The sequence below is a fragment of the Streptomyces sp. NPDC002994 genome, assembly GCF_040611155.1.
Lineage (GTDB): Bacteria > Actinomycetota > Actinomycetes > Streptomycetales > Streptomycetaceae > Streptomyces.
Genome location: NZ_JBEXNQ010000023.1, coordinates 101124 through 126861, shown reverse-complemented (window position 1 = coordinate 126861; position 25738 = coordinate 101124). Strand labels below are relative to the sequence as shown.

Below are 25738 nucleotides of genomic sequence, written 5' to 3'. Positions count from 1 at the left end.
CCAGACCCCGCTCCTCAAACGCCGGAGGGGCTGAAAGGTTGCCGCAAGCGGCAACATCCAGCCCGTCCGGCGTTTGAGGACCGCCCGTAGGGCGTCCGTGTTGACTGGAGGTTGGGGGCTTGCCCCCAGGTCGGGAGGGGGCGGGTCGGGGAACAGCGCCGCAGGCACCCGCACCCGCACCCGCGCCACCGCACCCGCACTCACCCCCCCCGCCCTCAAGTCCGCAAATACGACGCCCCGTTCATATCCAGCACCGTCCCCGACGACCACTCCGCTCCCGGCGACGCCAGCCACACCACCGCGCCCGCGATCTCCTTCGCAGTCGCCACCCGCCCGAACGGACTCTGCGCCCGGATCGCCTCGCCCTCCGCCCCGCTCAGCCGCTCCGCCACCCGCTCCGTGTCGAAGAAGCCGGGTGCCACCGACGCCACCCCGATGCCGTACGGGGCCAGGGACACCGCCAGCGACTGGCCGAGCGCGTGCACCGCCGCCTTCGTCGCTCCGTACGCCGGGTGGTCCGGCTCCCCGCGGAACGCGCCGCGCGAGCCGATGTTGACGATCCGGCCGGCCGTACCCTGGTCGATCATGCGGCGCGCCGCGAGATGGCTCAGGTTGGCCGTCGCCAGCAGGTTGACGGACACATGGCGCTGCCACACGGCCGCCCACTCGTCGTACGGCGTCTCCGCGAGCGGATGGCGCTCGTTGACGGCCGCGTTGTTCACCAGTACGTCGATGCCGCCGAGCCCCTCCGCCGCCACCTCCGCCACCGCCGCGGCGCCCGCCGGATCGGACAGGTCGCCGCCGGCCAGCACATGGCCCGTACCGGGGAGACCGTCGAGGGTTCGCAGGGCGTCCTCGTGCCGGGAACCGTAGTGGACGGCGACACGGTCGCCGCCCGCCGCGAAGGCGTACGCGACCGCGCGGCCCAGACCGCGCGACGCTCCGCTGACGAGGACGCGGCGGCCAGTGGCAGGCAGGGGCAGGGGCGGGGGGAGGGGCGGCGGCAGGTGCATGACGGTGGCCTCTCGTACGACGGGCTCTGTTCAACCCCCGTTTATACGCACGCGCGAGCCTGGGCCCGAAAACACGTGCCCCTCAAGGGCCTCAGGAGGTACGAATGACGATCACCCGCAGGGACTTCGCCAGACGCTCCGCGCTCACCGGCGCCTCGATCGCGCTGGTCGGCAGCGTCGACGCGCTCGCCACCGCACCGGGGGCCCTCGCCGCCGACGACCCGGCGGAACCCCGAGGGGCGGGCGACGAGGCCCAAAAGGGCGGGCACGGTCCCGGCTACGGGCCGCTCGTTCCCGACCCCCAGGGCATTCTGGCCCTCCCCGCGGGTTTCTCGTACCGGATCATCACGCACTCGGGGTTCACCAGGCTGGAGTCGGGCGAGTACACGCCGTCCAATCACGACGGCACCGCCGCCTTCGAAGGCGCCCGCGGCACGACGCTCCTCGTCAACAACCACGAGCTCAAAGGTGTGCGGTCGAAGTGGCAGTACCCCGTGCCGCTCGCCGAGGGGCTGGTGTACGACCCGGCCGCGTCCGGCGGCTGCACGGTCGTCGAGGTGCACCGCGGCGGCGAGGTCGCCGAGTGGGTCGGTATCGCGGGGACCTCCACCAACTGCGCGGGCGGCACCACCAGTTGGGGCACCTGGCTGACCTGTGAGGAGAACTCCGACCGGGCCGGCGAGAACGGCATGACCAAGGACCACGGCTACGTCTTCGAGGTCGACCCCTACGACCGCCGGGCAAACGTCGACCCCCGGCCCATCAAGGCCTTCGGCCGCTTCGACCACGAGGCCGTCGTCATCGACCCCAAGCGCGGCCACGCCTACCTCACCGAGGACGACGCGGAGCCCAACGGGCTGCTCTTCCGCTGGGTCCCGCCCCACGGCTTCAAGCACGGCCGCGGACAGCTCCGCAAGCTCGCCGACGACGCGGGCACCCTCCAGGCGCCCAAGTGCTACGACTCCGGCGGCCGGTTCGTCGACGACCTGTCGCGCGCCACGCGCATCGGCACGGTCTACGGCGTCGACTGGATCGACGTACCCGACCGGGACGGCCGGACGGTCCCCGTGCGCGAGCAGTTCGACGACGGGGACATCACACGGGCCCGGAAGCTCGAAGGCATGTGGTGGGCCGACGGCGGCGCGTACATCGTCTCCTCGTACGCCCGCGACGAGAGCCCCGGCGAGCCGCACGACGGCCAGGTGTGGTTCTACGATCCCAAGCGCCGCACGCTGACGCTGAAGGTGCTGCTCGGTACGGGCGGGCAGTTCGACGGGCCCGACAACATCACCGTCTCGCCGTACGGCGGGCTGGTCATCGCCGAGGACGGCGAGGGAGGCCAGCACCTCTTCGGTGCCACGGAGAGCGGCCGTACGTACCCGATCGCCCGCAATGACCTCAACGTGGGGACGGACGCCGAGCCGGAGTTCAGCGAGTTCACCGGGGTCGTCTTCTCGCCCGACGGGAAGACGCTCTACGCCAATATCCAGGACCCGGGGATCATGGTCGCGATCACCGGTCCGTGGCGGCGCCGTCGCCCTCACTGACCGCGAGGAGCTCGGCCAGGGCGTCCTCGTGCTCGCGGATGAGGCCGGTCAGCGGCTCCTGCTCCCACCACGGCACGGCGGCGGCGCGCTCCGCGCACCAGGCGAGGGCTTCGGGCATGCTCGGCCGGTCGGCCGGGGCCGGGGCCAGGCAGGCGGCGAGGAAGCCGGGCCACTCGGCTCCCGGCACGCCGACGAGGTCGGGGGCGTCGTGCAGGGTCCGGTGGGTCACTTGCGCGGCGCTGCCCGACCCGAACGGATTGCGTCCCGTACTGGAGAGCGCGAGAAGGGCCCCCAGCGCGAACACATCAGCCGGTGTGTCCGCCCTGCTGCCCGGCGTCAGCTCCTCGGGGGCGACGAAGCCGCTGAAGCCCGGTCCGGCGGGGTCCAGCCCCGCCGAGCGGCCGACCGTGCCGAAGTCGATGATCTTCGGGCCCCGGTGGGTGATCAGGACATGGGCCGGTTTGAGGTCGAGGAGCGCGGGCCCCGCGCCGTGGATCGCTGACAGGGCCACGGCGAGCGCCGAGCCGAACGTGCCGAGGTCCGCGGGCCCGAGCGGACCCGCCGTGGTGATCGCCTCGACGATGGGCGGCCCCACGCAGAACTCGGACACCAGCCAGGGCTGCTGGTCCTCCGGGCCGGCGTCGAGCACCGTGGCGGTGAAGGGCCCGCCGACGCGGAGCGCGGCGGCGGCCTCGCGGCGGAACCGCTCGCGGAAGCGCGGGGCGGCGGTCAGCTGCTCGTGGACGGTCTTGAGGGCGACCAGCCGGCCGGCGGGCGTCCACGCCAGCTGGACACGGCCCGTACCGCCCTCACCGATCAGCGAGACGGTGCGGTACTCCGCGCGCTCGGCCATGCCGTGGTCCCTTCCGGTCGTACGGTCGTACGGTCACCGGTGATCCGGTCCGTCCAGTGATCTCGAGGGCGATCGTGATCGTGATCGCGATCCAGTGTCCCGGACGTCATCTGCGACGCTCACGGCGGCCGGGCGGTTGCGCCCCTTCGCGCTCTCTCGCGTCGCCGGCTCGTGTTTCCGTAAAAACTCCTGGGCCCGGGCGATTACGCCCCTCAAGTCCTGCCGTCATTGATGCAGGGAGGCTCAGAAATGGCGTGTCCGGCGCACGGACAACGGTTATTCGATGCGAATCCGCCCACCGGCTACAGGCGGTACAACTCGGCGGTCAGAGCGGTCGTTCAGCGCGTCAACGGCTTCTCGGAACCCCCTCGGGCACCCCGTTTCCGCCGCGCTTCCCTCATGAGTTCGGGGAAATTCACCTGTCCCCACGAAGGGGCTGCAGGCCTTTTTTGCTCGATGTCGCCAATTTCGTTTCGCAGGAGACCTTTTACGAGCGTGGGGAGGCCCCGCGTGCTCATCGTCACTGCCAGTCGGCCGCGCCCGGCGCCCGACGCGGTCCGACCGGCCCTGATCCGCGGAATTTTCCGGTCCGCCCCTGAAATCTCGCCGGGTACCGGCCCGGTCACCCTCCGTCCGGAACGCCTGGTCGCCGTACCTCCGGAGGCCTTGCGGGAGCGGCCTTCCGCGGGGTGCCGCTGTCGGCTGCCCGGAGGGCCGCCGACCGGCCCCGGTCGAAGTGATCATGGGCGGGCATGGCGTGGCGGCCTCCCGGGGCGCATACTCTCAACTAATGACAAAGTCAGCCGGAGCCCGGCGCTACCTGCCGTCCAGTCCCTTCAACGTCCCCGCCGCGGACGCCCCCCCGATCGAGGTTTTCGAGGTGGGCGACCGGGTCTCGCATGATCAGTTCGGACTCGGGAGGGTCATCGCAGTCGAAGGCGAAGCCGCCGTTCTCATCGACTTCGCAGGACGACAAGGCCGCATCCTGAGCCCCTTCACCAAGCTGACCAAGCTCTAGGTTCCCTGCGGCGCGCGAGCGCTACAGGGCCTGGGCTGCCGGCTTGACCATGCCGCGAACGGTGCGACTCTTCACGAAGTCGCCCATCGCGGTCATTTCCCATTCTCCAGAGAACTGCTTGATCAGCTTGGCCATCATTACCCCCGTCTGCGGCTCGGCGCCCGTCAGGTCGAAGCGGACCAGTTCCTCACCGGTCGCCGCGTCCAGCAGACGGCAGTAGGCCTTCGCCACCTCGGTGAACTTCTGTCCCGTGAAGGAGTTCACCGTGAACACCAGGCCCGTCGCCTCCGCGGGGATGCGGCCGAGGTCGACGGTGATCACCTCGTCGTCGCCCGCTCCCTCGCCGGTGAGGTTGTCACCGGAGTGCTTGACGGCACCGTTCAGGATCGACAGCTTGCCGAAGTAGCAGCTGTCCAGATGCTTGCGATTCCCGTCGTACGCGATGACGGACGCGTCGAGGTCGATGTCCTTGCCCCGGAACGCCGGCTCCCAGCCGAGGCCCATCTTGACCTGGGAGAGCAGCGGGCGGCCGCCCTTGACCAGGGAGACCGTCTGGTTCTTCTGGAGGCTGACCCGGCCCTTGTCGAGGTTGATCTTCCCGCTCGGGGCGGGGGCCGCGGGCGGGGCGGCGGGCGCCGCAGGAGCCGCAGGGGCGGCCGCGGTCCTCGGGTCGGCCGCCGGAGCCGCGGGCGGCGCCACGGGAGCCTGAGCGGGCGCGGGAGCGGCCGGGGCGGCGGGCTCCTCCACCGAGACGCCGAAGTCCGTGGCGATGCCGGCCAGCCCGTTGGCGTAACCCTGGCCGACCGCGCGCACCTTCCACGCGCCGTTGCGGAGGTAGATCTCCACGATCACCAGCGCTGTCTCGGAGCCGAGCTGCGGCGGCGTGAAACTGGCGATCGTGACGCCGTCGTCGGCGCCGCGCACCGTGGCGGTGGGCTCGACGCCCTGGAAGGTCTGGCCCGCGGCGTCGGGGCTCGCCGTGACCACGATCTTCTCGATGCCCGGCGGGACCGCCGAGGTGTCCACCACGATCGCGTCGGGGGCGGTGCCGCCGCCGGAGCGGTAGGTGACACCGGGGCCGGAGGGCTGGTTGTAGAAGATGAAGTCGTCGTCCGAGCGCACCTTGCCGTCGGCGGTGAGCAGCAGGCCCGATACGTCGAGCCGCACCGGGGCGGCAACGTCCACGGCCACGCGGGCGGTGGAGAGCGGGATATTCGAGCCGGGGGTCATTGCGGTCATGCCAAAGCTAACGACCGACGCCCCTTCGCCGTTCCCTTACCCGTCACCCGTTGCGCGGGTGATTCTTCGCAGCCCGCTCGTTGCCGTGCTTGTACGCCCCTGTCCAGCGGGCCATGACCAGCTGGCCGTCGCCGGCCCCCACTTCGGCCAGGAACTTCTCGGCGCGGGCGCCCCGCAGGGTGCCGGCGGGCCGGCCCTGGTGGGTGATGGCGACGCGGTCGTCGCCGAACCGCTCGTAACTGAATCCATGAGGTCTTGGCACGGGGGCATCATGCCCGGCGCCCGCCCGCCGGGTCGCGCGATTATCAGTACGGCCACTGGGGCGGGTTGGTGCAGAAGTGGCCGCCCAGGTTCGCGTGGTCCGGGTTGGCCGGGTCCAGTTCGCCCTGGTCCGCGATGAGCTTCTCGGCGTACTGCTCGGAGTCGTCCTGCGGTTCGTACCCGATGGCCCGCGCGGACGTCAGGTCCCACCACAGGCGGGTGTTGGCGGAGGAGCCGTAGACGACGGTGTGGCCCACGTCCTCGGCGGTGAGCGCGGCGTGCAGGAGGCGGGCGCCGTCCCCCGGGCTCATCCAGACCGACAGCATCCGCACCGAACTGGGCTCCATGAAGCAGGAGCCGATCCGCACAGAGACGGTCTCGACGCCGTGCAGATCCCAGTAGAGCTGCGCCAGGTCCTCGCCGAAGGCCTTGGAGAGGCCGTAGAAGGTGTCGGGGCGGTGCGGAGTGCCGACGGGGATGAGCGGGGCGCCTTCGGTGGGGACGGGGGTGAAGCCGACCGCGTGGTTGGACGAGGCGAAAACGATCCGGCCGACGCCCTCCTCGCGGGCCGCCTCGTAGAGGTTGTACGTCCCCTCGATGTTGGAGCGCAGGATCTTCTCGAAGGACGCCTCCAGCGAGATGCCCGCGAGATGGATGACCGCGTCGACGCCGCGCACGGCCTCGCGCAGCGCCTCCTTGTCCGCCAGATCGGCGGTGATCGCGTCCGGCTCGCCCTCTATGGGGGTGGCGTCGAAGAGCCGCAGTTCGTAGCCGTACGCCGGAAGGAGGCCGCGCATCAGGGTGCCCATGCCTCCGGCGGCGCCGGTCAGCAGGACGGTGCGGGGTGCGGGCATCTGCGGGTCTCCTCGGTGAGATCGGTGAGAGCGGTGAGCGTGGTGAGAGCAGTGTTGGCGCGAGGCGTGGACGCGTTCCTGGACGGAATTCACATGCGTGGACACGCTAAGGAGTGGCGCCGAACCCCGTCAAGTGTCGCGCGGAGGCGCGGAATCCGCCTCTGCATTGGCGTTTCTCGCCTTGACCGCCCCCAGGTGGCTGCCTTAGCGTGACGGCGTTCAGAGATATAGACGCGGATCATAATTGTGCACGCACAGGGAGCGCCCGTGACCTCAGCCCCGCTCGCCGGCCGACTCGACGGCCTGCTCTTCTTCCCCGTCACCGCGTACGGGCCGGACGGGGGCCTCGACGTCGACGCCTTCCGCACACATGTACGCGGTGGCATCGAGGCCGGCGCCGCCGCCGTCTTCGCCTGCTGCGGCACCGGCGAGTTCCACGCCCTGACGCCGGAGGAGTTCCGCACCTGCGTGGCCGCCGCCGTGGAAGAGGCGGCCGGCCGGGTCCCCGTCGTCGCCGGAGCCGGCTACGGCACCGCGCTCGCCGTCCAGTACGCGAAGGCCGCCGAGGAAGCGGGCGCCGACGGACTGCTCGCCATGCCGCCGTACCTCGTCGTCGCCGACCAGGAGGGGCTGCTGCGCCACTACACCGAACTGGCCGCCGCCACCGCCCTCGACGTCATCGTCTATCAGCGCGACAACGCCGTCTTCACCCCCGAAACCGTCGTCGGACTCGCGCGGGTGCCCGGCATCATCGGACTCAAGGACGGTCACGGCGACCTCGACCTGATGCAGCGCATCGTCGGCGCCGTACGCCGCGACCTGCCGCCCGGCCACCCCTTCCTGTTCTTCAACGGCCTGCCCACCGCCGAACTCACCGGTCTCGCGTACCGGGGCATCGGCGTCACCCTCTACTCCTCCGCCGTCTTCTGTTTCGCGCCCGACATCGCGCTCGCCTTCCACCGGGCCCTGAACACGGGCGACGACGACACCGTCAACCGCCTGCTCGACGGCTTCTACGCCCCTCTCGTCGAACTGCGCAACCTCGGCCGCGGGTACGCCGTCTCGCTCGTCAAGGCGGGCGTACGTCTCGCCGGCCTGGACGTCGGTGAAGTGCGGCCGCCGCTCAGCGAACCGGACCCCGTACACGTCAAGATGCTGGCCGAGCTCATTGAGCGCGGCCGGGCCCTGATCGGGGTCGGTGCGGGCGGTGCGGGCGGTGCCGGCGGTGAGCGCGCGTGAAGGCCGCCGCTTTCCTCTACCCCTGGGACGTGGTCGGCGACCCGGACGCCGCCGCCCGCATCGCGGACCTCGGCGTCCAGCAGGTCACCCTCGCCTCCGCCTACCACTCGACCCGCGCCCTCACCCCGCGCCACCCCGGCCACCGCATCGTGACCGCCGAACACGCCGCCGTGCTCTACCCCGCCGACGAGGACCGCTGGGCGGGGCGCAGTCTGCGGCCCTACGCCGCCGGGGGCTGGGCACCCACCGCCGACCCGTACGGTGAGGCGGCCGAAGCGCTCGCGGCCGCCGGGCTCGACGTCCACTCATGGGTCGTCCTCGCGCACAACTCCCGCCTCGGCGCCGACCATCCGGACACCTCCGTCGTCAACGCGTACGGCGACCGCTACCCCTGGGCGCCGTGCATCGCCCAGCCCGCCGTACGCAGCTACCTGACAGCGCTGGCGGCGGAAGCGGCCGTACGCCCCGGGGCGCGCGGCACCGAGCTGGAGTCCTGCGGCTGGTACGGCCTGGCGCATCTGCACGCGCACGACAAGATCGCGGGGGTGGGCCTCGGCGACGCGGCGCAGTACCTCATGTCGCTCTGCTTCTGCCGGGCCTGCCGGAGCGGTTACGCGGAACTCGCCGTGGAGGCGGATGAGCTGAGGCAAGCCGTACGCCGCGCCCTCGATCCCGCCTGGGCCGCCGGGTCCTCGTCGGAGGCCGGGTGGCCGGCCGTCGAGAAGCTCCTCGGCCCCGGACTCGCCGCCGCGAGCCTCGCCTGGCGTACCCGGGCCGCCCGTACGCTCCAGGAATCGGCCGTCGCGGCGGTACGGGCAGCCGCGCCCCCCGGCTTCCAAGTGCTGCTGCACGCCGATCCGTCGGCGTACCACTGCGGGGCGAACGCGGGCGTCGATCCCCGGCACATCCTCGGGGTCGCGGACGGTGTGGTGGTGCCGTGCGCCGGTGGCCCGGAGCTGCTCGCACCCTTCGCGGAGCACCGCCGCCCGGGCGCCGCGAGTGTCGTCGCCGCGAATCTCGGTGTCGTCTCCGGCATGGGGGGAAGCCCTGCCACGCTCGCCGGGGACGCGGCTCGCGCGGCGGCGCTCGGAGCGAGCGAGGTGCGCCTCTACCACGCGGGTCTGGCGTCCGACGCCGACCTCAGGCTCGTACGAGCGGCCCTGCGCCAGCCATGAGAGCGCGGGTGGTCCAGTCGGCAACCGGGGCGCACCGATGAGTTCTGGCGGGGGCGGCGGTCACCACTGGGCAGGCATCGTCCGCTCACCGGAGGCAGCGTCATGACCGTCAATGAACCCAAGCCCGACACGCCCGGCATGCTCGACTTCGAACCGGCCGCCCGGCAGGTCGCCCGGCTGCTCGACGGGGTCACGGACGACCAGCTCGCCGCGCCCACCCCCTGCGAGAAGTACGCGGTACACCACCTCCTGGCCCACCTGGTCGGCCTCACCGCCGCCTTCCGCGACGCGGCGAAGAAGGAGCTGGGCCCGACGACCGACACCGACCCCGGCTCCGCCCTGCCCGTACTCGAAGACGACTGGCGCGCCCGCCTCCCGAAGCAGCTCGACGAGCTCGTCGTCGCCTGGCGCAGCCCCGACGCCTGGCAGGGCATGACCCGGGCGGGCGGCGTCACGCTGCCCGGCGCCGTCGCGGGGCAGGTCGCCCTCAACGAGATCGTGCTGCACGGCTGGGACCTGGCCCGCGCCACCGGCCGGCCGTACGCGCCCGACGCCGCGAGCCTTCGGTCGTCGTACGAGCTGCTGGAGCCGACCGGCGACAGCCCGGACGCCGACGGGATCTTCGGAACTCCCGTCGAGGTACCGGAGGACGCACCGCTCCTCGACCGGGTCGTCGGGCGCGCGGGCCGCAGCCCGTCCTGGACGCCGTCGAACAAGTAGGAGCAAGTAAGAGCAAGTAATGGACCGTGCGTTCCAAAACGTGTTAGCGTCCATGTCATGGCCCGGCCGAGGAAGTTCGACGAGGAGCGGGCGGTCGACGCCGCGATGGAGGCGTTCTGGACCGCCGGCTACGAGGCGACGTCCACCCAGGACCTGTGCGACGCCACCGGCCTGGGTCGCAGCAGCATCTACAACACCTTCAAGAGCAAGCGCGACCTCTTCGACCGCGCCCTCGCCCGCTACATGGACTACAAGAACGCCGAACTGGCCGCCTTGATGGAGAGCGACCTCCCGGTCCGGCAGAAGATCCGTACGCAGTTTCAGCGGGTGATCGACGAGGAGTTCGAGCGTGGCCCGGAAGGCCGGGGCTGTCTCGTCGTCAATACGGCCGTCGAGGTGGCAGCCCGCGACCCGGAGGTCGCGGACGACCTGGCCCGCGACTACCGGCTGCGCCTCGCGGTGATCCGTGCGGCGATCGAGTCGGGGCAGCGGGACGGCGACATCGCCCGCGACAAGGACCCCGTCGCGCTCGCGCACTTCGTCATCGCGACCATCGCCGGCCTGAAGGTCTCAGCGCGCGTCACCCCGCAGCGGTCCGTGCTGGAAAGCGTCGCGGACGCCGCCCTCGCGGCCCTCTGAAGTCAATGGCGGGCCATCAGTCCCGCTTTTTTATGGGCCAGTTTTGAAACGCTCAGTACAAAACAATGGAGTATCGACTCATGCCATTCGCCGTCTACATACTCGGCCTGGGCATTTTCGCCCAGGGAACCTCGGAGTTCATGCTCTCCGGTCTGCTGCCCACCATGGCCGACGACCTCGGCGTCTCCATCCCCGACGCCGGGCTGCTCATCTCCGCCTTCGCCATCGGCATGGTCGTCGGCGCGCCGCTGATGAGCGTGCTCACCCTGCGTGTCCCGCGCCGCAGCGCCCTCGTCGCGTTCCAGGCCGTGTTCATCGCCGGGCATGTGGTCGCGGCCCTTGTCCCGGAGTACGCCGTGGTGTTCGCGAGCCGCGTCGTGACGGCGGTCGCGTACGCCGGGTTCTGGAGCGTGGCCGCCGCGGCCGCCGTGAGTCTGGTGCCGGCGACGGCCAAGGGCCGGGCGCTCTCCGTCGTCGCCACTGGTCTGACCCTGGCCACGATCGTGGGCGTACCCGCCGGGACGCTGATGAGCCAGCACGTGGGCTGGCGCGCGGCGTTCTGGGGGGTGGCGGCGCTCACCGCCGTGAGTCTGGTCGCGATCCTGGCCGTGCTGCCGGGCGGTCACGTCGCGGGGCGGGAAGTTCCCTCCGTACGACGCGAGGTGAAGGGACTGGCGCGGCCCGAGCTGTGGGTCTCGTTCGCCGTGACCGTACTGGCCTTCGGCGCCGCCATCGTCACCTTCAGCTACCTGGCGCCGCTGCTGACCGACGTGAGTGGCCTGCCGGAGAGCTGGGTGCCGGCCGTTCTGTCGCTGTACGGAGTCGGCGGGCTCATCGGCATGACGATCGGCGGGCGCGTCGCCGACCGCGCCCCGATCCGCACGCTCTACGTCGGCATCGGCGCCCTCACCGTCGCCTCGGCGGCGGTGGCGCTCGCCGCGCCGAACCTGTCCCTCACCGTCGTGCTGGTCCTCGTCCTGGGCGTGGCCGGTTACGTCACCAACCCCGTACTCCAGTCACGGGTGTTCACCATCGCGCCCGACGCACCGACTCTCGTTCCCGCCGTCAGCACCTCTGCGTTCAACGTCGGCATCACGCTCACACCCATGCTGGGCGGCATGGCCATCGACGCGGGCTTCGGCTACGCCTCGGTCGCCTGGGTCGGGGCCGGTGTCGGCGCGCTGGCCGTCGCGGCGACGGCCTGGGCGGCTTCGCTCGCGCGGCGCGCCGCGTCGCAAGTGCCGGTGGGCGCCGCTCTGTTGGCGGTCAACCCGCCCAGCGTCCCGACAGGAAAGTGATGGTGAGGATCGTCGACAGGGGCGCGACGACGCACAGGTACGCGCTCTTCACCCAGGGGCGGCGCAGGCTCCACGCGGCGAGCAGTACCCACATCGGCCACCACAGGAGCGTGGCGCGCGGGATGGACGTGTACCAGTACGAGGTGCCCAGCGCCCACAGGCTGAGCCCGACGTAGACCGCTTCGGGCCACCGCTTCCGTCCCCACAGCACCGCGAGCAGGAGCAGTCCGACGACCATGGTGACGAGCTCGGCCTGGAACATGATGGCGTAACCGGTGGACTGGGTGTGCGCGAACGCGGCCTTCCAGGTGTTCTGCCACGTCTCCCAGGGGGCGTGGAAGTCGCGGTACCAGCCGCGCTCCTGGGCGTGGTTCCAGGCCATCCAGTCGCCGGTGTGCGCGTGCAGGAACCATGCGTACAGGGCGGCGGGCAGAGCGGGCAGAGCGATCCACGGAAGCGAACGCCACTGTTTGCGGAGGTTTGTGGTGGCGATGAAGTGGACCGCGATCGCCGCCGCGAGGAACAGTCCGCTGACCCGGACACCGGTGGCCAGGCAGGCCAGGATGCCCGCGAGCGGCCAGTTGCCGCGCCGGGCGGCGAGCCAGGCGGGCAGGGCGAGGGCGAGGAAGAGCGACTCGGTGTAGCCGGCGGCCAGGAACACCGCGCAGGGAGAGAGCAGGAAGAAGAGCACGGTGCGCTGCCCCAGGGCGCTGTTGGTGTTCGGCAGGTGGAGGCGGGCTATGCGGGCGAGCGCCAGGACGGCGACTGCCCCCGAGACGAAGGAGATCAGCAGGCCCGCGACGGTCCAGTCGGGGATCACGACGTGCACGGCGCGCAGGACGAGAGGGAAGCCGGGGAAGAAGGCCTCCCTGTTGTCCCAGTCGTCCGTCCACGGCCCGGCCCCGCCCGGGAAGTAACCGTCCTGCGCTATGTGCAGGTAGTGCCACCAGTCCCACTGGCCCCACGACGACAGCGTGGGCTCCGCGTCGCGAGCCTTGCGGTCCTCGGTGAACAGCCACCGCGCGCAGTAGGCGGTGGTCCAGATGCCGACCCGGGTGAGCACGTACAGCAGCAGGACATTCCGGTCGTCGAGCTCGAACCGTCTGCGGGGCCCCGGCCCGGGCCGGGTGCCGGTGGCAGTCGCTCTTTCCCGCGCGGGAGTACGGGCGGGGGGCTGTGCGGGGGGCCGCAGAGGGGTCGAGGTGGCCATGGTCGTACTCCTGGGCGGGCATCGGGGCATGCCGGATCGCCCTGCGGCGATCCGGCGAGGCGGCGGGCAGGGGGGCGGGTCGGTCAGTGGGTCTCGGGGCGGGTCAGCCCGCCGGCAGTGACGTGCTCGGCGGCTGCTCCGGCGTCGTACTCGACGGTGTTCCGGTCGGTGTCCCGGGTGGCGGCGAGGACACCGGGGGAGTGGCGCGCGTAAGCGACGAGGACGACGAGGAGGAGGGCGAGGACGTAGGCAGGTCGGACGGGGGGCCGGAAGGAACGCCGGACGGAGTGGAAGCGGGGACGGTGGTGCCCGTACTGCCGCCCGGCAGCAATGCCGTCACCACCGCCGCGCCCGTACCGGCGAAGGCAAGACACGCGGTGGCGGCAACCAGGGCCAGCCGCCGCCGTTGGCGTCGTTCGCCGCGCCCGGAGATCACCGAGGCGGGCACGGGCCGCGCGTGGGCCTGCCCGGCAGCCGCGGCTTCCTTGAACGCGTTCCTCAAAGGGTCATGGGGCTCAGGCACCGGAGGCCTCCTCAGCACGCGGATCCTGCAGAAGATGGGAGAGCGCGGCCCGGCCCCGCGCCAGGTGCGTCTTGACCGTGCCCGTGGACAGGCCGGTCTCGGCGGCGATCTGGACGACCGTCAGATCGCACAGGTAGTGCAGGGTCACCGTCCGCCGCTGCTTGGGCGGCAGTTCGCGCAGCGCCGACACCAGCGCGACCTGCTCGGGACCGGGCCCCGGGTCGGCCGACGGACTGCCGCGCCGCTGCCAGGCGTCCGCCGAACGGCGGCGCACCCGCCACCTGCTCACCGCCAGCCGCCAGGCCACTGTGCGGATCCACGCCTCGGGTTCGCCGCCGCCGTCGAGCTGACGGCGCCGGCTCCAGCCCCGGACGAAGGCTTCCTGTACGACGTCCTGGGCCTCGTGCAGATCGCCGAGCATCACATACAGCTGCCCGATGAGGCGGGACGCCGTATGCGCGTAGAACTCTTCAAACTCCTCGACGGTCAACAACCACTCCTGGATCTCTTCGGTCTCACCAGGCATACGCACGGGAGCCCGCATCCGGTTGACACGGAACACAAAGCTTCGGAGTGAGGCCGGTCACAGTACGAAAGCGCATACCATGCGGCGCGTTGTATCCATCGCAGCATCACCTCCGACCGAGGGGACTTCAGCGTGCGCACCAAGGTCCTGCCTTCTCTGCTCTGTGCCGGCCTCATAACGGCAACCGGTCTGCTGGCCGGCTCGCCCGCCGTCGCCGCCGAACCGGCGGCGCACGCTTCCTCCGACGTCGCGGCCGCCGCGGCCGACGCGGCCGCACCGGACAACGCGGCCGCACCGGACAACGCGGCCGCGGCAGCCGACATCCGCGAAAAGCTGGAGCGGATCCCCGGGCTGACGGTCGTTTCGGTGGCCGACAAGGGCGGATTCCCCTTCTACACCCTGACGCTGGCCCAGCCCGTCGACCACCGCGACCCCGGCAGCGGCACCTTCCAGCAGAGATTCACCCTCTGGCACAAGACCGAGACGGCGCCGGTCGTGCACTACACCGGCGGATACGGGCTCTCCTCAGGCACTCGCGAGATCACCACGCTGCTCGGCGCCAACCAGGTCAGCGTGGAGCACCGCTACTTCAACACCTCGCGCCCCGCGGCCGCCGACGTCGACTGGGACGACCTGAACGTCTGGCAGCAGGCGAGCGACGAGCACGCGATCGTCCAGGCGCTCAAGAGCATCTACAAGGCCAAGTGGCTCGGAACCGGCGCGAGCAAGGGCGGAATGACGCAGGTCTACCACGAGCGCTTCTACCCCCAGGACCTGGACGCGGTCGTCGCGTACGTCGCCCCGAACGACGCGAACAACCGCGACGACAGCGTCTACGAGAGGTTCTTCAAGACGGTCGGCACGGCGGAGTGCCGGACCGCCCTGGACGCCGTACAGCGCGAAATGCTCGTACGGCGCGGCGCCATGCTGCCGCGCTTCGAGGCCATGTCCAAGGAGCAGGGCCTCACCTTCAAGTACCTCGGCTCGGCCGACCGCGCCTTCGAGTTCTCGGTGCTCGACCAGGTGTGGAACTTCTGGCAGAGCGGTACGTACACCGACTGCCCGGCGGTCCCCGACGCGAGCAGGGCGACCGACGACGAGCTGTACAAGTGGTCGCTCGACCACGGCCTCAGCATCTACTCGGACCAGGGCAACGGGGCCGAGGGCAGCGGCCCGTACTACCGGCAGGCCGCCTCCCAGCTGGGCTGGGCGGACCTGAAGTTCAAGCACCTGCGCGACGTCCGCAACTATCCGGACATCTACCAGCCCAACTCGGTGCTGCCCGCCGACATGCGGACGTCCTACGACGGCCGCGTCATCAAGGACGTCGACCGCTGGGTGGCCACGCGGGGCGAGCAGATGATGTTCGTGTACGGGCAGAACGACCCGTGGAGCGCCGAGCAGTTCAAGCCCAGCAAGCACGACTCGCACCTCTACGTCGCACCGAACACCAACCACGGCGCGCTCATCTCCAAGCTGACGCCCACGGAGCGCGCCCAGGCCGAGGCCACCGTCAAGCGCTGGGCCGGCCAGTAACCCCGAGCCAGTTACCCCTACCGGCTGAGCGCCGCCCTCATCGTCTTCTCGGCGATGGGGGCCGCCAGGCCGTTGCCGCTGACCTCCGAGCGCGCCGCTCCCGAGTCCTCGACGACGACCGCTACCGCCACCTCCTTGCCGCTGGTCGTGTCCTTCGCGTACGACGTGAACCAGGCGTACGGCGTCTTGCTGTTGTCGACGCCGTGCTGTGCGGTGCCCGTCTTGCCGCCCACCTCCACGCCGCCGATCCGCGCGTTCGTCCCCGTGCCGTCCTCGACGACCGTGACCATCGCGCTCCGCAGCTGCTCGGCGGTGGAGGACGAGACGACCCGCTCACCGCCCGGGTCCCCGAGGTCTTCCAGCGTGTCGCCGTCCGCGTCCGTCACCTTGGAGACCATGTGCGGCGACGCGAGCTCACCGCCGTTGGCGAGGGCCGCCGAGACCATGGCCATCTGGAGCGGGGTGGCCGTCACATCGAACTGGCCGATGCCCGTCAGCGCCGTCTGCGCCTTGTCCATGCCGGACGGGTAGACGCTCTCCGAGGCCCGGACCGGCACATCGAGCTTCTCGGTGTTGAAGCCGAACTTCTCGGCCATCGCCTTCACCTTGTCCTGGCCGAGGTCGACGGCCAGCTTCGCGAAGACGTTGTTGCAGGAGTACTTCAGCGCGGTGCGCAGCGTGGCGTTCTCGCAGGGCGCGGACTTGTTCTCGTTCTCAAGAACCGTCCGCGTGCCGGGCAGCGTGTACGGGTTCGGGCTGTCCGTCCGCTCGTCGACCGACCCGTGGCGCCCGTCCTCCAGCGCTGCCGCGGCGACCACCAGCTTGAACGTCGAGCCCGGCGGCAGCGGCTGCCGCAGCACCCGGTTGACCAGCGGCTTGTCCTTGTCGCCGGTCAGCGACTGCCAGGCGTCACCGTCCGTCGTACCGCTGATCTTCGACGGATCGTACGACGGTGTCGAGACCATGCCGAGGATCTGCCCGGTCTTCGGGTCGATCGCGACGGCCGCGCCCTTCTTGTCACCCAGCGCCTCGTAGGCGGCCTTCTGCACGCCGGGGTCGATGGTCGTCACGACGTCACCGGGGTCGCTCTGCTTGCCCATGATGATGTCGGCCGGGTTCTTCAGCCGGGTGTCGGTCCCGTCCAGGACGTCGCTGTAGATGCCTTCGAGCTGGGTGGCTCCGTACGCCTGCGAGCTGTAACCGGTGACGGCCGAGTAGAGCTCGCCGTCCGTGTAGGTCCGCTTGTACTCGAGATCGCTTCCCTCCGTCTTCTTGGATCCGGTGACCGGCGAACCGGCCACGATGATGTTCCCGAGCGGCTGCGCGTACTGCGCGATCACGTTCCGCCGGTTGTGCTTGTCGTCCGCGAGGGCCTGGCCTTCGTACGCCTGCACCCAGGTGATCCGCACCAGCAGGGCGAGCACCATCAGCAGGCAGAAGACCGAAGCACGCCTGATCGTTTTGTTCATCCCGTACGGGAGACGAACGGGGCGGCCGGTGGCGTTCCCCTATGCCGCGTTTCTCACTGAATCCTCATCCGTCAGCGGCGGCACGCTCAGCGTGGCGTGATGAAGCCCGACTCGTACGCCGCGATCACCGCCTGTGTACGGTCACGAGCGCCCGTTTTCGCCAGCACGGCCGCCACATGGCTCTTCGCCGTAGCCGCGCCGACCCGCAATCTGTCCGCTATCTCCGCGTTTGTCAGGCCCGACGCCATCAGCCGCAGCACCTCCGACTCACGCTCGGTCAGCCGCGCCACCCACGGCGGCGGCGGGGCGGGCTGCCGCTTGGCGTGCTCGGCGGCCAGAGCGCGCACCGCCGAGGGGAAGAGCAGGGAGTCGCTGCGCGCGACCATCCGGACCGCCTGGACCAGGTCCTCGGCGGCGGCCCGCTTGAGCAGGAACCCGGCGGCGCCGGCGCGCAGCGCGTCGTACACATAGGAGTCGTTCTCGAAGGTGGTGACGACGACGATGCGCGGGGGCGCCTCCATGCCGCCGAGGATCTGCTCGGTGGCGCGGATGCCGTCGATCTCCGGCATGCGTACGTCCATCAGCACCACGTCGGGCCGCAGCTCACGGACCACCGAGACGGCCTGGGCCCCGGTCGCCGCCTCTCCGACGACCTCCAGGCCTGGCTCGGCGTCGAGGATGACGCGCAGCGCGGTGCGGACCATGCGCTCGTCGTCGGCGAGCACGACCCTGACCGGTGACGCCGGCGGGCTCATCGCGCGTCGCCCCCGCCGCTGATGGGCAGGCGGGCCGTGAGCCGCCACACGTCGCCGTACGGGCCCGCTTCGGCGTGGCCGCCGAGCAGGGTGGCCCGTTCCGCTGTGCCGGTCAGCCCCCGGCCGCCCCCGGGGCGTACCACCGGGGCCCTGTCGGGCAGCGGGTTCTCCATCACGATCTCCAACTCCTCGCCGCTCAGGGCGATCCGTAGCGACACCGGTGCGGCGCCGCCGTGCCGAAGGGCGTTGCTCAGCCCTTCCTGGACGATGCGGTACGCCTCGCGGGACACCGGTCCGGGTGCCCGGGCGGCCGGATCGCCGTCCTGCGTGTACGCGACCTTCACGCCGCTGCGGGCCAGCAGGTCGTCCAGTACGTCCAGCGTGGGCCCCGGCAGCTCACCGGCGCTGTCCTCGCCCTGCCGCAACAGGCCCAGCATGGCGTCCAGTTCGCCCACGGTGCGACGCGTCGTCTCCTCGATCGCGGTCAGCGCCTCCCGTACGAACTCCACATCGCTGTCCAGCACCCTGCGCGCCGCCCCCGCCTGGAGCGTGACCGCGCTCAGCGCGTGTCCCACCGAGTCGTGCAGCTCGCGGGCCAGCCGGTTGCGCACGGCCAGGTCCGCGGCCCGCCGCTCGGCCGCCGCCAGCCGGTCGGCCGGTGTCGGCCCGAGCAGCACCGGCGCCCAGCGGGCCAGCAGCGCCCCGGCCAGCGCCGCGCACGCCGCCAGCGCCACCAGGATCGCCACCCCCGCGACCGGGGCGAGCGCCAGCGCCCAGGTGTGGTCGAACACTTCGGGCAGCGCGAGCGGGGTGTCGCGCAGCCAGGTCAGCAGCGGCAGGATGATCAGTGCGCCCGCGAACGGCGGCACCGCGAGCGTCATGCCGCTGATGATGCCGCCGAGCCCGAGATGCAGCGTGAACCAGCCCGCGGTCCGCACCCGCGCCGGCCTGGACCGGGCGGGCCCGTCGGCCAGCCCCTCGCGGGGCACCCCGCACAGCGCCCGTACGGCGCCCACCGACAGGGGCCTGACGAGCGGGAAGAACGCGGTGAGGGTGGCCATGGGGAGCGCGACGCCGAAGGCGGCGAACTGCAGGGAGGTGGAGGTGAAGACGTTCTGGTTGCCGATGAACGGGCCGACGAAGACGCTTCCGAGGAGGAAGTACGGCATCGACAGGGCGCCGCCGAGGATCAGATGGATCCAGCGCAGCCGGGCCCGCGCCCCGAACAGCCGCTTCACGCCGCGCGTCCCCGTAGCTGTCCTTCTCCCCGTCCCTCGACCTCTGAGTCCCCTGAGTCCCGCACGCGCCGCCGCAGGAAGGAGGCGCCCGCGGCGAGGGCGACGAGACCGGCGATCATCTGGACAGCGTAGGTCACCAGCATCAACGCGGTGGCCTGATCGGCCGCATCGGCCGCGGGCATCGCCGAGGCGACGAGCAGCCAGCCGCCCCAGCAGCCGAGCGCCCCCGAGCCCAGCCAGGCGAGCGCCAGCGGTGTCTTCAGAGCCAGGCCGCGCCCGCGTCGCAGGGCGAGCGTCAGGACGCCCACCACGGTGAGGGCCGCGAACAGGACATAGGTGCCTTCGAGGAGCTGGAAGTCCGCCGAACGCTGGTCGATCCTGCTCTGGTTGAGCCCCGTGGTCGAACCGGCGGCCCACATCACATGCGGAACAGCGCAGAGCCCCGCGAGTACGGACGCGGCCACTGCGACCGTCTTCAGCCCAGGCCCGACGGCGGAGCCGGGCAGCTCCGAGACCGCGCCCCGCCACAGGTGGCCCCAGCGCTCGCGGGCGTACAGCGTGAAGAGGGTGCCCAGGGCCAGGCCCTGCACGATGAAGCCGGTGTAGACGACGCTGAAGACCCAGTCGGCGAGGAAGGGTCTGTCGCCGCTCGGTGCGCTGTGCTCACCGGTGATCACCTTCGCCAGCAGCTGGAGCGGAAACCCGGTCATGATCGGCGTCAGCAGCCCCGTCGCCGCCCACATGGGCAGGGCGAGCAGCCAGGCCGGGACGCGACGGCCCCAGTCCTGCGTGAGCAGCAGGGCCAGGACGACGACGGTCGCGTCCATCAGGATCGTGACGCTGTTGGCGACGGCCATCAGCCCCGGGTGGTCGAGGACCACGCTGCCGTCCGGGATGCCGGCGCGGCTGCCGGCGATCCAGGCGATCTTCAGCCCGACGTAGGGGACGCACGAGATGACGGCGGCGGCGCGCAGCACCCGGCGCAACCGGTTGGCAGGGGCCCGGTGGAGGCCCTGGGACGTGGGGACGAGCGCGGTCTCTGTCATGACACCTACGCTCCGGCACGCGCCGCCGCCGCACCTCCCGCTCAAAGGTGAACCGTCTCCCCCGGACGGGGGAGAGCGCTCAGCCGGTGAGAGCGAGGACCAGCTCGTCGATCTCCGTCCCCCGGGCGTTCGCGAACCCCCGGTCGTGCCCCGTGACCGTGAACCCGCACTTTTCCAGGACCCGCAGCGACCCGGTGTTGTCCGCGGCGGCGCGGGCGAACAGCGGGCGCTCCGGGACGAGTTCGAGCAACGCCCGGAGCGCGCCGGTGGCCACCCCGCGGCCCCAGTACGCGCGGTCGATGAAGTACGTGACCTCACGCTCCTGCGGCGGCCCGTACACGGCGGCGTGGCCCGCGATGTCGCCGTCGGCCAGGACGGTCCGTATGACGGCGTCCGAGGCGCGGATCCGAGCCCAGTGCGCGTCGAATGCGGCGCGGTCGGTGGGGTCCTTGGAGGTGAAGGCGGCGACCTGGTTGGACTCGGGGTCGCTCATGTGCCGGAAGATGACCGGCAGATCACTGTCCGCCACTTCCCGCAGCATCACGGCCGGGGCGGCCATGTCAGCGGCCATGTCAGCGGCCATGTCAAAGCCTCCGGGTGGCGAGCGTCAGCCGGTCACGTGCGTCGAACAGCGCGTCCTTGACCATCTGTTCGTGCGCCGGGGTGAGCCGGGCGACGGGCACCGAGCAGCTGATGGCGTCGCGGGCCGGGGTCCGGTAGGGGATCGCGACACCGAAGCAGCGCAGGCCCAGCGTGTTCTCCTCGCGGTCCACGGCGTACCCCTGCTCGCGGACGACGTGCAGCTCCTGGATGAGCTTCTCGCGGTCGGTGATCGTGTGCTCGGTCAGCGCCGGCAGCGTCTCCGGCAGCAGCTTGCGCACCTGCTCGTCGGTGTGCGTCGCGAGCAGCGCCTTGCCGAGGGACGTCGAGTGCGCGGGCAGCCGGCGGCCGACGCGGGTGAAGGGGCGCAGATAGTGCTGGGACTGGCGGGTCGCGAGGTACACGACGTTCGTACCGTCGAGGCGGGCCAGGTGGATCGTCTCCGTCGTGTCGTCGGAGAGCCGGTCCAGGGTGGGGCGGGCGGAGGCCACGACCTCGTCCCCGTCGATGTACGACGTACCGACGAGCAGGGCCCGTACGCCGATGCCGTACCGCGTGCCCGTCGCGTCCGTCTCCACCCAGCCGAGTTCGACGAGGGTGCGCAGCAGCATGTAGAGACTGGATTTCGGGTACCCGACGGCCTCTTGGACGGCAGCCAGGGAATGCATGCCGGGGCGGCCGGCGAAGAATTCGAGCAACTCCACGGTCCGCACCGCCGACTTGACCTGCGCACCGCCCGTATCGGCAGTAGACATTGAGCCTCGCCCCTTCTTGGCCACTCTTGACCGCTCAGATCGTCCGTTAATAGAGTCCCCAGCATATTCAGTATCAGGAACTCTGTTCAGAATATCGAACAGCTTGAACGGCTGGAAGGACCCCACGGTGGCAGCAACACCAGTCTGGAGTGTCGACCCCCGAACGGGGAAGCCGCGTGAGCAGGTCGCGGTCGAGGCCACGGCGGAGGAGGTCGACCGCGCGGTACGGGCCGCGCACGCCGTTCGCGCCGCGCTCGCCGACCGTACGGTGCGGGCCGCCCTGCTCCGTACCGCCGCCGGGCTCCTCGACGAGGCGGTGCAGCACGTCGTCGAGGCCGCCGACGCGGAGACCGCGCTGGGTCCGACGCGGCTGACCGGCGAACTCGCGCGCACCACGGCCCAGCTCAGGGCGTTCGCGGACGTCGTCGACGAGGGCTCCTTCCTCGACATCAGGATCGACCACGAGGACGGTACGAAGACCCCGCCCTGGCCCGACCTGCGCCGCTACAAGATCCCGCTGGGCGTCGTCGCCGTCTACGCCGCCAGCAACTTCCCGCTTGCCTTCTCGGTGCCCGGTGGCGACACCGCGAGCGCGCTCGCGGCGGGCTGCCCGGTCGTGGTCAAGGCGCACCCCGACCATCCGGCGACGTCGGAGCTGTGCGCGTCCGTGCTGCGCAGGGCGGCGGCCCAAGTGGGCCTGCCGGAGGACGTGGTGATCCTGGTCCACGGCTTCGACGCGGGCATCGAGCTGGTACGGCACCCGCTGGTCGCGGCCGCGGGCTTCACCGGCTCGGTGCGCGGCGGCCGGGCGCTCTTCGACGCCGCGGCGGCCCGCCCGGCCCCCATCCCCTTCCACGGCGAACTCGGCTCCCTCAACCCGGTCGTGATCACCGCGGCGGCCGCGGAGGAGCGGGCCGAGCAGATCGGGGCCGGGCTGGCGGGCTCCCTGACGCTGGGCACGGGGCAGTTCTGCACCAAGCCGGGCTTCGTCCTGGCGCCTGCGGGCGGGGCCGGCGACCGGGTGGTGAAGTCCCTCACGGCGGCCGTCAGTGAAACCGACCCGGGCGTCATGCTCGACCACCGGATGCGGGACGCGTTCGTGGAAGGTGTACGGGAACGGGCCGGCCTCCCGGACACCGAAGCCCCGGTGACCCCCGGCGCGGGCGGCGAGCACACCGTGAGCGCGGGGTTCCTGACCGTACCGGCGCAGGTGCTGACCTCAGAGGGGCCGCACGACCTGCTCCTGGAGGAGTGCTTCGGGCCGGTCACGGTCGTCGCGCGCTACGAGGACCCGGCGGAGATCGGCGCGGTGCTCTCCCGGCTGCCAGGCAACCTCACCGCCACACTGCAGCTCTCCACGGAGGAGCTGGCGGGGGACGGGGGCACGGGGGCGGATCTGCTGGCGGAACTGACGCCGCTGGCGGGGCGTGTGCTGGTCAATGGGTGGCCTACGGGGGTGGCGGTGGCGCCGGCCCAGCACCACGGTGGTCCCTACCCGGCGACGACTTCTACGTTCACGTCGGTGGGGGCGACGGCGGTCGAGCGGTGGTTGCGGCCGGTCACCTATCAGTCGACGCCGGAGGCGTTGTTGCCGGTCGAGTTGCGGGACGACAACCCTGGCGGGCTGCCTCGGCGGGTGGACGGCCGGCAGGAGTAGGGGTGCGGGTGGGGGCCCTGCGGGGCTTTCCCCGCCCCGCCCCTTCCCGCAGTGACCTTTGCGGCTTCGCCGCCTGTGGGGCGCTGCCCCAGGCCTCGGACGCCCTTCGGGCGTGTCCTCAATCGCCGGACGGGCTCCTATTAGAGCCCCTCCGGCGGTTGAGGAGCGGGGGCACCATGTCTCAGAGTCGCCCTTCCATGTCCGTTCGTCTCGCCGCCAGTTGAGCTGCGATACGGTCTCGCCACGGACGTCCTCAGTGATGTGATCGCCGCCATGCGCGCCGGACGGCCGCACTCCTCACGCAGCCGCCAATACGCCCCCTGGGGCATGCGTTTCCCCGAAAGCGAGGGCGCCGGGTTCCATGTCGTCCTCCAGGGCGCGGCGTGGCTGATACCCCCGGGGGACACGAGCGCGCCCGTACCCCTCGGCGTGGGCGACGTGGTGTTCCTGCCGCACGGGCGCGGGCACGCCCTCGCCGGCGACCCGGCCACCGAACTCGTCGACGTACGACCGGGCCCCGACGGAACCTGGCCGAGCGCCGAGGACGCGCCGCCGGACGACGCCTCCGCCCCCAGCACCCTTCTGCTCTGCGGCGCGTACCAGCTGAACAAGTCCCGCGCGCATCCGCTGCTTTCGCAGCTGCCCGATGTGGTCCACCTGCCGGCCGGCATCGGCTCGTACCCCTCACTGCGCGCGGCCGTCGAACTCCTCGGCGCCGAACTCCAGCACCCGCAGCCGGGATCCGACGCGATCGTGCCCGCGCTGCTCGACACACTGCTGCTCTGCATCCTGCGCGCCTGGTGGGTGCACGAGCGGCCCACCCGTGAGGAGCACCGCGCCGGATGGGCGGGCGCGCTCGGCGACCCGGCGGTCTCGGCGGCCCTGCACGCCATCCACGACGACCCGGCCCACCCCTGGACGGTCGAGGAACTCGGCGCCAGAGGCGGCCTGTCCCGGGCCGCCTTCGCCCGCCGGTTCACCGGGCTCGTCGGGGAGCCCCCGCTGGCGTATCTCACCTGGTGGCGCATGACGACGGCGGGGCGGTTGCTGCGCGCGGACGACGCGCCGCTGCGGACTGTCGCCCAGCAGGTGGGGTACGTCGCTGAGTTCGCGTTCGCCAAGGCCTTCAAGCGGGAGTACGGAGTGGCTCCCGGCCAGTACCGGCGGCAGGCCGCTGCGGGGTGAGCCGGGTGAGCGTCGCCAGCGCCGTCGCCGCCAGCAGCCCCGCGCTGATCAGCAGCGACGTACGCAGACCGGCCGCGAACTCCCCGACGACCAGCGCGCCGAACGCCGCGACGCCGAGCCCGCCCGAGACCTGCCGGGCGGCGTTGAGCACACCGGCAGCGAGCCCCGCCCGCTCGGCGGGCACCGCCTCCATCATGGCGGCGGTCAGCGGCGGCAGCGCGAGACCGATGCCGAGCCCCATCGGGATCAGCAGCAGGGCCATCACCGGCAGGGGAGTGCCCGGGCCGACGAGCAGCAGGAGGAGCAGGCCCGCGACGGCGACCGACTGGCCGATGAGCATCGGACGGCGCGGGCCGTAACGATTCGCCAGCCTCCCCGAGGCCATGTTCACCACGGGGATCAGTCCGGTCAGGGGCAGGAACATCAGCCCGGCGTTCAGCGCCGACAGGTGGTGGACCTGCTGGAAGTACAGGCTGAAGACGAAGATCATGCCGTAGAAGGCCACGCTGCACGCCGAGCCCGCCGCCACCGCCACCGCGACGACCGGGTTACGGAACAGGCCGAGCGGGACGACCGGATGCGGCTGCCGCGCCTCCACCGCCAGGAACACCGACCCGGACACCACCGCGACCCCCAGCGCCACCAGCGCGACCGTCCCGCCCTCGATCACCGCGAAGGCCAGCGCCGCCAGCGCCACCACGGCCGTCAGCTGCCCCGGCAGATCCAGCGGCGCGGGCCGCCGCACCGAGCGCGGCAACCGGGTCGCCAGCGCCAGGGCCGCCAGCCCCAGCGGCAGATTGATGAAGAAGATCCCACGCCAGTCCCAGGCCGTGGTCAGCGCCCCACCCGCCACCGGACCCAGCGCCGCCGCCACGGTCCCGCCCACCGCCCACAGCGACACCGCCCGCGAGCGCTGTCCGGGATCGGCGTACGCCTGCCGTACGAGAGCGAGCGTCGTCGGGAGGATCACGGCGGCCGCGACACCCTGCACCACCCGCGCCCCGGTCAACACCCCCAGATTCGGGGCAAATCCGCAGGCCGCCGACGCCACGGTGAACACCGCGATGCCGACCGTGTACGCCCTGGCCGCCCCCACCCGGTCGGAGAACGCGCCGGTGGAGAGCAGCAGCGCCGCGAAGGCGAGGGTGTAGGCGTCCACGACCCACTGGAGGCCGGACATGCCGCCGCCCAGCTCGGAGCCGATGGAGGGGAGCGCCACGTTCACCACGGAGGTGTCCAGGGTGATGAGCGCGAAGCCGAGCAGCGAGGCGGTGAGGACAAGAGCGGGGGAGGGGGACAAGTGGTCGCCGGTGTCCGGCTTTTGCCGGAGGTCCTTCGTTTCCATGCGCCCAGCCTGTCGATCATGGCGCCGGTAGAGTAGT

Annotated in this window: 25 protein-coding genes; 10 read left to right on the top strand and 15 right to left on the bottom strand. The window is 71.6% G+C overall.

Annotation, left to right across the window (positions count from 1 at the left end; all coding sequences use genetic code 11):
* Positions 1-215 precede the first annotated feature (215 nt).
* Complete coding sequence (locus tag ABZX79_RS27800; RefSeq protein WP_355263298.1) at positions 216-1013, bottom strand: SDR family oxidoreductase; 798 nt, start codon at positions 1011-1013, stop codon at positions 216-218.
* A 104-nt stretch (positions 1014-1117) separates the two neighbouring features.
* Here ABZX79_RS27800 and ABZX79_RS27795 point away from each other — a divergent pair, with 104 nt between their 5' ends.
* Positions 1118-2560 (top strand): alkaline phosphatase PhoX, encoded by a 1443-nt coding sequence (locus tag ABZX79_RS27795; RefSeq protein ID WP_355263295.1) that lies wholly within the window; start codon positions 1118-1120, stop codon positions 2558-2560.
* Here the strand turns inward: ABZX79_RS27795 and ABZX79_RS27790 are convergent.
* Positions 2526-3413 carry a hypothetical protein gene (locus ABZX79_RS27790; protein ID WP_355263292.1) on the bottom strand — a complete coding sequence of 296 codons (888 nt, stop codon included), beginning with the start codon at positions 3411-3413 and terminating at the stop codon, positions 2526-2528. The genes ABZX79_RS27795 and ABZX79_RS27790 overlap by 35 nt on opposite strands.
* A gap of 790 nt (positions 3414-4203) precedes the next feature.
* Between ABZX79_RS27790 and ABZX79_RS27785 the strand changes: the two genes are divergently transcribed.
* A complete protein-coding gene (locus ABZX79_RS27785) occupies positions 4204-4431 on the top strand; it encodes a hypothetical protein (protein WP_028814330.1) in 228 nt (75 codons plus the stop codon).
* Positions 4432-4452: 21 nt separating this feature from the next.
* On the opposite strand, the gene ABZX79_RS27780 is transcribed toward ABZX79_RS27785, so the two are convergent.
* Genes ABZX79_RS27780 through ABZX79_RS27770 form a run of 3 tightly spaced genes read right to left on the bottom strand, consistent with a single transcriptional unit; the run spans position 4453 to position 6785 of the window.
* Positions 4453-5670, bottom strand: a complete 1218-nt coding sequence (locus tag ABZX79_RS27780) for a TerD family protein (protein WP_355263287.1) — start codon at positions 5668-5670, stop codon at positions 4453-4455.
* A gap of 43 nt (positions 5671-5713) precedes the next feature.
* Positions 5714-5932, bottom strand: a complete 219-nt coding sequence (locus ABZX79_RS27775; RefSeq protein ID WP_355263284.1) for a hypothetical protein — start codon at positions 5930-5932, stop codon at positions 5714-5716.
* Between the two features lie 43 nt (positions 5933-5975).
* Positions 5976-6785 (bottom strand): NAD(P)-dependent oxidoreductase, encoded by an 810-nt coding sequence (locus ABZX79_RS27770; RefSeq protein WP_355263281.1) that lies wholly within the window; start codon positions 6783-6785, stop codon positions 5976-5978.
* 267 nt (positions 6786-7052) lie between these two features.
* On the opposite strand from ABZX79_RS27770, the gene ABZX79_RS27765 reads away from it, so the two are divergent.
* The 5 genes from ABZX79_RS27765 (at position 7053) to ABZX79_RS27745 (ending at position 11856) form a co-directional block, all read left to right on the top strand.
* Positions 7053-8024, top strand: coding sequence for a 5-dehydro-4-deoxyglucarate dehydratase (locus ABZX79_RS27765; RefSeq protein WP_355263278.1), 972 nt, complete (start codon positions 7053-7055; stop codon positions 8022-8024).
* Positions 8021-9199 (top strand): hypothetical protein, encoded by a 1179-nt coding sequence (locus tag ABZX79_RS27760; RefSeq protein WP_355263275.1) that lies wholly within the window; start codon positions 8021-8023, stop codon positions 9197-9199. The genes ABZX79_RS27765 and ABZX79_RS27760 overlap by 4 nt, the downstream gene beginning before the upstream one ends.
* A 102-nt stretch (positions 9200-9301) precedes the next feature.
* Positions 9302-9919, top strand: coding sequence for a TIGR03086 family metal-binding protein (locus ABZX79_RS27755; protein ID WP_355263272.1), 618 nt, complete (start codon positions 9302-9304; stop codon positions 9917-9919).
* A 57-nt stretch (positions 9920-9976) separates the two neighbouring features.
* On the top strand, positions 9977-10558 hold the full coding sequence (locus ABZX79_RS27750) for a TetR/AcrR family transcriptional regulator (protein WP_355263270.1): 582 nt from the start codon (positions 9977-9979) through the stop codon (positions 10556-10558).
* Positions 10559-10638: 80 nt separating this feature from the next.
* The gene (locus ABZX79_RS27745) at positions 10639-11856 is read left to right on the top strand and encodes a Cmx/CmrA family chloramphenicol efflux MFS transporter (protein WP_355263267.1); all 1218 of its coding nucleotides are present in this window, start codon (positions 10639-10641) and stop codon (positions 11854-11856) included.
* On the opposite strand, the gene ABZX79_RS27740 is transcribed toward ABZX79_RS27745, so the two are convergent.
* The 3 genes from ABZX79_RS27740 to ABZX79_RS27730 all read right to left on the bottom strand — a co-directional run bounded on the left by ABZX79_RS27740 (position 11825) and on the right by ABZX79_RS27730 (position 14115).
* A complete protein-coding gene (locus ABZX79_RS27740) occupies positions 11825-13066 on the bottom strand; it encodes a mannosyltransferase family protein (RefSeq protein WP_355263264.1) in 1242 nt (413 codons plus the stop codon). The genes ABZX79_RS27745 and ABZX79_RS27740 overlap by 32 nt on opposite strands.
* Before the next feature lie 83 nt (positions 13067-13149).
* Complete coding sequence (locus ABZX79_RS27735; protein ID WP_355263261.1) at positions 13150-13440, bottom strand: hypothetical protein; 291 nt, start codon at positions 13438-13440, stop codon at positions 13150-13152.
* A gap of 141 nt (positions 13441-13581) precedes the next feature.
* Positions 13582-14115 carry a SigE family RNA polymerase sigma factor gene (locus ABZX79_RS27730; RefSeq protein WP_355263258.1) on the bottom strand — a complete coding sequence of 178 codons (534 nt, stop codon included), beginning with the start codon at positions 14113-14115 and terminating at the stop codon, positions 13582-13584.
* Positions 14116-14247: 132 nt separating this feature from the next.
* On the opposite strand from ABZX79_RS27730, the gene ABZX79_RS27725 reads away from it, so the two are divergent.
* The gene (locus ABZX79_RS27725) at positions 14248-15651 is read left to right on the top strand and encodes a S28 family serine protease (protein WP_355263255.1); all 1404 of its coding nucleotides are present in this window, start codon (positions 14248-14250) and stop codon (positions 15649-15651) included.
* Between the two features lie 17 nt (positions 15652-15668).
* On the opposite strand, the gene ABZX79_RS27720 is transcribed toward ABZX79_RS27725, so the two are convergent.
* The 6 genes from ABZX79_RS27720 to ABZX79_RS27695 form a co-directional block, all read right to left on the bottom strand.
* Positions 15669-17120 carry a penicillin-binding protein 2 gene (locus tag ABZX79_RS27720; protein ID WP_355263252.1) on the bottom strand — a complete coding sequence of 484 codons (1452 nt, stop codon included), beginning with the start codon at positions 17118-17120 and terminating at the stop codon, positions 15669-15671.
* A gap of 86 nt (positions 17121-17206) precedes the next feature.
* Positions 17207-17875, bottom strand: a complete 669-nt coding sequence (locus tag ABZX79_RS27715; RefSeq protein ID WP_355263249.1) for a response regulator transcription factor — start codon at positions 17873-17875, stop codon at positions 17207-17209.
* Positions 17872-19113, bottom strand: a complete 1242-nt coding sequence (locus ABZX79_RS27710; protein ID WP_355263246.1) for a histidine kinase — start codon at positions 19111-19113, stop codon at positions 17872-17874. Before ABZX79_RS27710 ends, ABZX79_RS27715 begins: the two co-directional genes overlap by 4 nt.
* A complete protein-coding gene (locus tag ABZX79_RS27705) occupies positions 19110-20159 on the bottom strand; it encodes a hypothetical protein (protein ID WP_355263243.1) in 1050 nt (349 codons plus the stop codon). The genes ABZX79_RS27710 and ABZX79_RS27705 overlap by 4 nt, the downstream gene beginning before the upstream one ends.
* 79 nt (positions 20160-20238) lie before the next feature.
* Complete coding sequence (locus tag ABZX79_RS27700; protein WP_355263240.1) at positions 20239-20742, bottom strand: GNAT family N-acetyltransferase; 504 nt, start codon at positions 20740-20742, stop codon at positions 20239-20241.
* Position 20743: 1 nt separating this feature from the next.
* Positions 20744-21514, bottom strand: a complete 771-nt coding sequence (locus ABZX79_RS27695; protein ID WP_355263237.1) for an IclR family transcriptional regulator — start codon at positions 21512-21514, stop codon at positions 20744-20746.
* 127 nt (positions 21515-21641) lie between these two features.
* Here ABZX79_RS27695 and ABZX79_RS27690 point away from each other — a divergent pair, with 127 nt between their 5' ends.
* Both ABZX79_RS27690 and ABZX79_RS27685 read left to right on the top strand, forming a co-directional pair.
* Positions 21642-23171 (top strand): aldehyde dehydrogenase (NADP(+)), encoded by a 1530-nt coding sequence (locus ABZX79_RS27690; RefSeq protein ID WP_355263234.1) that lies wholly within the window; start codon positions 21642-21644, stop codon positions 23169-23171.
* A 225-nt stretch (positions 23172-23396) separates the two neighbouring features.
* On the top strand, positions 23397-24356 hold the full coding sequence (locus ABZX79_RS27685) for an AraC family transcriptional regulator (protein WP_355263313.1): 960 nt from the start codon (positions 23397-23399) through the stop codon (positions 24354-24356).
* On the opposite strand, the gene ABZX79_RS27680 is transcribed toward ABZX79_RS27685, so the two are convergent.
* Entirely contained in the window at positions 24298-25701 is a 1404-nt protein-coding gene (locus ABZX79_RS27680) for an MFS transporter (RefSeq protein ID WP_355263231.1), read from the bottom strand. The genes ABZX79_RS27685 and ABZX79_RS27680 overlap by 59 nt on opposite strands.
* Positions 25702-25738 lie beyond the last annotated feature (37 nt).